This is a genomic window from Acinetobacter sp. YH18001, assembly GCF_013416975.1.
Taxonomy (GTDB): Bacteria; Pseudomonadota; Gammaproteobacteria; order Pseudomonadales; family Moraxellaceae; genus Acinetobacter; species Acinetobacter pseudolwoffii.
Genome location: NZ_VPEU01000078.1, coordinates 1 through 5927 on the forward strand (window position 1 = coordinate 1; position 5927 = coordinate 5927).

A 5927-nucleotide genomic window follows, 5' to 3' on the forward strand; every position below is an offset into this window, starting at 1 on the left:
CAATTGTTGACGACTTCCCAACCGAAGCGGGTGACTTCCAAGACCGTCTAGATGCCTTGACTGATATCGTGATCCCAGCGGTGAACGATACCAACGAAAACGGTACGCCAGATGCGGATGAACTTGCAGCAGTTGAAGACCTTGTTGCAGAGGCAGAAGCAGCATATGCAGCAGCAGATCAAGCGCTTACAGATGCCCTTGCAGATGATGCTGTGACCCAAGCAGAAGTTGATGACTTAACTCAAGCCCTTGCAGATGCACAACAAGCGAAAGCAGATGCACAAGCAGCGGTGGATGCAATTGTTGACGACTTCCCAACCGAAGCGGGTGACTTCCAAGACCGTCTAAATGATTTGACGGATATCGTGATTCCAGCGGTAACCCCAACGCTTAATGCAATTAATGATGAATATGTATTGGATATGGGGCAAGAAGCTTTAATAGAGCGTGATGCTGAAAGTTACAATGACGTAACTTATATTGACCTATTAGGTGGCACAGAAGGTGAAATCTTAGGTGCAGATTTTTCAATCCCACAAGATCCAAATGATGTAGGTCAAGCACATACAGGCAATATCACTATGACAGCTTCACAACAGGATTTTTTATCTGTCGCAGAAGCGTTCCAGCTTATTGTTTATCAAAATGTAGATGGAGTACAAACTGAAGTAGCCCGTATTGGTAACCAAGGTGGAGTTGTTACTCTTAGTGGGGTTGGTATATTAGGAATTGTGAATAATCCAGGTGGTATTTCAGTTACATTGTCTGATCTTCCTGAAGGTGAATACACGGCTGTAGTTGCAAAAGATAGTAGTCTCTTGTCTGATCTTATCTATGGTATTGAGTTAGATAAACTTGGTGGAGAGGAAGCTATCTTAGGTGCATCAAATGAGCAAGCTATTTATAATGCAATTAATGCAGTATTAACTCCAGAGCTAGCTGCACCATTAGTAACTTTGGTTCAAGCAATTTTAGTTCCTGTGAATACGATTGGATTACCAATTTCTAGTGTAGTTAGTCAATTGCTTGATGTTTTACCAGTTGAAGTGATTGATGAGTTAGTTAATCAAGTAGTTGGGCCGCTTGTAACAAATACCTTGACGTTGTATGAAAATACAGACATCACAATCGATGGTACAGAGGAAACTTTCCCTACATATACATTCTCATCAAATGTATTTGAAGATAACGGGAATGGTGTCGATGTTGCACCAGCAGGTACGATTATTAGCGAAATTGATGGAACTCCAGTATCAGGTATTGAAATAATCCAAGGTGATTATGGTGTTCTTGAAATTAATACAGTTACGGGGGCATTTACCTATAAAGTAACAACTGGTGAGGAGGCTCTTGGTAAGACTGAGATCTTCAATTACACGATTCAAAATGGTACTCAAACGGATACTGCTCAAATCATTATCGATATTTCGGGTACAGCATTTGATGACGGTACTTTATTGCCACCAGACTATTTAGATCAGGTCGTTGCAAATGATGATTTGGCGACAGTTCAAAATTATTATGAAGAACCTGGTGATGACATTGGTACAACAGGAGGAGCATCGCAACTATTAGGCGTTGGCTTGGTAGGTATTGATATATCTTTAGGTTCAGAAGTTCCTTTCAACTTTGAAGTTGAACAAAATACAACTTCTGATGTAACGATTGATGTGTCAGGTAGTGTACTAAACTTAGGATTAGGTGTATTAGGATCAATCTTAGGTTTAAATTCACCTCAGTTATTTAATGCTGTACTTGAACGTCGCTATGTGGATGAAAATGACGTTTCACAAGTTGAATATATTGTTGTGCCAAACGCTATTACATTAAACCCAGGAGTGACTTCTACGTATAGCGGTACAGTGACTGTGGAAGATTTACCACCTGGAACATATACACTTGCATTGCAAGAAACCCCACAAAATGTAGGTTTATTACAAAGTATATTGAACGTACTTGATGATGCATTATCTGCACAACTCTTTGGTGGCATCGACTTTACAATTACTGATCAAACCAACAAGTACTTAGGTTCTAACGAAATTGAAGGTAATGTGATCAGCAGTAATGATGGCGCTGACCTCGTTAATTCAACCACTTACGTAAAACTTGTAAGTAATGAGTTAGGTGATGCAGCAGTTGCAATTGATAATGCAAGTACTGTAGTTCAAGGTGCTTACGGTACTTTATACATCTCACCAAATGGTACGTATAAGTATGTTAGTAATGGAGACCTAGCAGACATTGGTAAAGTCGATACCTTTACTTATACAATTCGTGATTTTAATGGTTCAGAAGATACTGCACAGTTAAATATCCGAATTGATGGTGAAGGCTTAATCACTTGGCCAAGTGATCCTACACAAGTAGGTGATGATCAAACGGTAGTAGTGACTGCTACCAATGATGTGAGTGAAGTTGTGACTACCTTGCTATATAACCCAGCTACAGTAATTACAGCAACTGCCCCAACTTTTACAAACATTACCTCTGCTACTGGTACACAAACCATGAGCTTTACGGTAGCTGCTAATGATGGTGTTCAGGCCATTAACTTTAACTTATTATTAGGGGATAACACGAGTATAGCTAATCTTGGACAGTGGCTAACAGGTAATGTTGTTGTGAACCTAAAAAATGGTACAACAACTGTTGGTACTTCATCTTATACTGTTGACACTCCTATTGTTGCTGGTACTCAGAATATACCTGTATCTTTCAATAATTTGGCGTTAAATTCTGGAACTTATACACTAGAATTTGTGTATAGTGGTTTGTCATCAAACGGTCTAGGGGTTGGCGATGCTTTCCCACTAACACAAAGCATTCAAGGTGGCGTTGTTAATTTATCTAAAGTTGACCTAGATGTTTATCAAGCAGTGAATAATGCAGAATTAACTGAAACAGGTAACATCTTCACGGATGGTACGCCAGATACTTTAGGTAATAAGTTCACAACATTAACTATTGGTGGTCAGACACTAACTCAAAGCTCTGGTGATGTGGTGATTACTGGCACGTATGGTAATCTGACCATCAGTGGCGATGGTGAATATAGTTATCAAGCCAATACAGCTACTTATGGTGGTGCTGAAGAGTTTACATATACACTTACTTCTTTATCTGGTGATACTTCAACAGCAACCTTAACAATTGGAGTTGGACGTGAATTCACAAGCACAGCATTTAATGATGTGATCTCTACCAATTCAAATGGTGGTGATACTGTTATTTACGATTTGTTAGAGGCGACTGATGATGCTGGTGGTAATGGTATAGACGTTTGGACAGACTTTAGTCAAGCACAAGGCGATCAAATTGACGTGAGTGCATTATTGGCTGGTCAAGTTGTCACTGCTGAGAACTTAAATGATTTTGTGAGTATAACTTATGATGAGGAAAACTCTACAGTCACTTTAGCGATTGATCGTGACGGTTCAAGTGGTGAATTTAGTCAAACTGAATTGCTTAAACTAACAAATCAATCTTCAGTAATCACATTTGAGGATCTATTACAGAATAATAATATCTTATTCTGATTTAGTGTAATTTCTTTAAAAAAAAGAGGTCCCGAAGGACCTCTTTTTTTATTTAAATTATTGGTAAATATACAAAAAAAAACAAATTATACATAAAATAACATTGCCACTTAATATCTTTCAAGTATCCTGATTTTGATGAAAAATTTTATATAAAATAGATATATATAGGCTGTTATGATTGATACGCAAACTAAATATTTCGAGTTTAAACATAAGTTAATAGAGTGGTTAAATAAAGAATTGGGTTATGAGCATCGAAAGATTTATGTGATTTTTATTTCTTATGGTGATCCAGGCAAGCGTTGTAAGGTATGGAGTTCTGCTGCACCCAATACAAAAACAGCTATAAGTAGAACACTAAAATTTTTAGAAAAGCTATATGAAAAAAACCGAAGTTTACCTGAATTTTTAAAGTTTGATATTGCTGTGAATATTGAGAAAAAATCATGGCAGGATGTTAAAAAAAACCTAAATACCCAATTACATAATAATCATTTTAGAAAGGGTGTAAGTTTTGATTCAAAATTTGATATTTGCTTTTTAGAGCAAGAGTTATATGGTAAAGCCTTAATCCGAGGCATTGTTTATAATGAACCAACGTTTTGGGATCAAGACAATGTTAACCGCGCTATTCGTTCAAAATATCCAACCATCACTAAAACTTTCGAACTGGATAAGCTCGAATATATTTGGGTATTTGATACAGTTTCAGCTCTTTATGAAAATGAAACTATATTGACGTTACAAACATTAGGACCTGTTAATGGGGTACGTGAGCTAACTTCGGGTTTAAAAGATCATGTTCGTTGTATGGTTGAAAAGAATGCAGCGTTTTTACATGGTGAAATCCAGGATGATGGGAAATTTATCTATGGATATTTCCCAGCCTATAATCGTGAAATAAAAAGTTATAATACTGTACGTCATTGCACAGCAGTGTATGCCTTACTTGAAACGTTAGAAGTCGATTATAAAAAAGAATATTTAAGCAAAATTAAATTAGCGATCGAATATGCCATCAAAACCTTTTATAAAGAAGTAAAAGGGCATGGTTTTATGACTGATGGTGAAAATGATAACGAAATTAAACTCGGTTCAAATGCTGCCGCTATTTTTATGTTGGCTAAATATCAGGAAATTACCTCAGATAATAAATATCAAGCTGTTGCTGAAAAATTAGCTGAAGGTATTTTGTATATGGTCGATGATCAGGGGGAGACCACCCATGTACTTGATTATCCGAGTTTAGAAATTAAAGAAAAATTTCGTATCGTTTACTATGATGGAGAGGCTGCTTTAGGCTTGCTGAGATTATATCAAATTAATCAGGATCCAAAGCTATTGCAGACCGTTAAATTAATGTTTGAGCATTTTATAGAAAAAAAATACGATAAATATCATGATCACTGGTTAAGTTACTGTACCAATGAACTTACGAAGATTTGTCCTGAAGAAAGATATTTCGAGTTTGGTTTAAATAATTACTTAAAGCATATGAAGTTTATTGCTGAGCGTAAAACAGCCTATGCCACTTTTTTAGAAATGATGATGTCGGCCTATAAAATGGTTGTGCGTATGCGTGAACAGGGCTTTGAAGAGCTATATGAAAAGTCAAAATTTGAAGAGCTTAAACAGCTGATTGAGCAACGCGTCGAATTTCAAAGAAGTACCGGTTATTTCTATCCTGAAGTTGCGATGTACATGGCAAAACCTGAAAAAATCTTAAATGCATTCTATGTACGTCATGATCGTTTTAGAACACGTATAGATGATCAAGAGCATAATTTGTCTGGGTATGTGGCTTATATTAATTATTTTTCGTAGGTGATAGTCATGTATTTCTTTTTGAGTGCAGGAATTGGAAAAAATCTTACTGGAATTGAACACGCGATTTTAAAGCGTAAAAGAGTTTTCGATAATTGCAGTTTGGCACATAAAATAGTTACGCTAAACTTTAATCCAAATTATGCTGAAAATTTATTATTACATGGTATTGATTCAGGAAGCTTCTTAAACCTATATGACTGTTTTCAAAATCTTATCTTTGCTGAAGAAAAATATAATGGTTTAGATCAATTTCTTTCTAAACTGTCAGGAGATATAAGAGTAGAAATACAAGAAAAAAGTGGTGATGCAAAAATATATATTAATGAGGTTTATACTCTTTATGTCCATTTTTTTGATAATAAAAATATCTCTTATATTAATTACTTTGATGTGAATAGAGTTAAATTTAAAAGAGAAATATATAATAAAAAGGGCTATGTTTAGCGATATTGAGCATTGGCTGTCTGGGTTGTTTTTATTTATTTGGATTTACCTTTTGGTTATTTGATTATCCGCGAGGGGGTAACCTATTCGGCATGCTGCTGGCTGTGCCGGTTT

The 5927-nt window shown here is 36.1% G+C and carries 3 protein-coding genes and 1 pseudogene; all 4 read left to right on the plus strand.

The window, feature by feature from the left end; all coding sequences use genetic code 11:
* Positions 1-2: 2 nt before the first annotated feature.
* A complete protein-coding gene (locus tag FTV48_RS15250; RefSeq protein ID WP_373683535.1) occupies positions 3-3539 on the plus strand; it encodes a beta strand repeat-containing protein in 3537 nt (1178 codons plus the stop codon).
* A 177-nt stretch (positions 3540-3716) separates the two neighbouring features.
* On the plus strand, positions 3717-5366 hold the full coding sequence (locus tag FTV48_RS13885; RefSeq protein WP_180000722.1) for a poly alpha-glucosyltransferase: 1650 nt from the start codon (positions 3717-3719) through the stop codon (positions 5364-5366).
* 9 nt (positions 5367-5375) lie between these two features.
* Positions 5376-5813, plus strand: coding sequence for a hypothetical protein (locus tag FTV48_RS13890; RefSeq protein ID WP_180000723.1), 438 nt, complete (start codon positions 5376-5378; stop codon positions 5811-5813).
* A pseudogene (locus tag FTV48_RS13895) lies at positions 5801-5927 on the plus strand (ABC transporter permease); the annotation flags it as partial. The gene FTV48_RS13890 and the pseudogene FTV48_RS13895, both read left to right, overlap by 13 nt.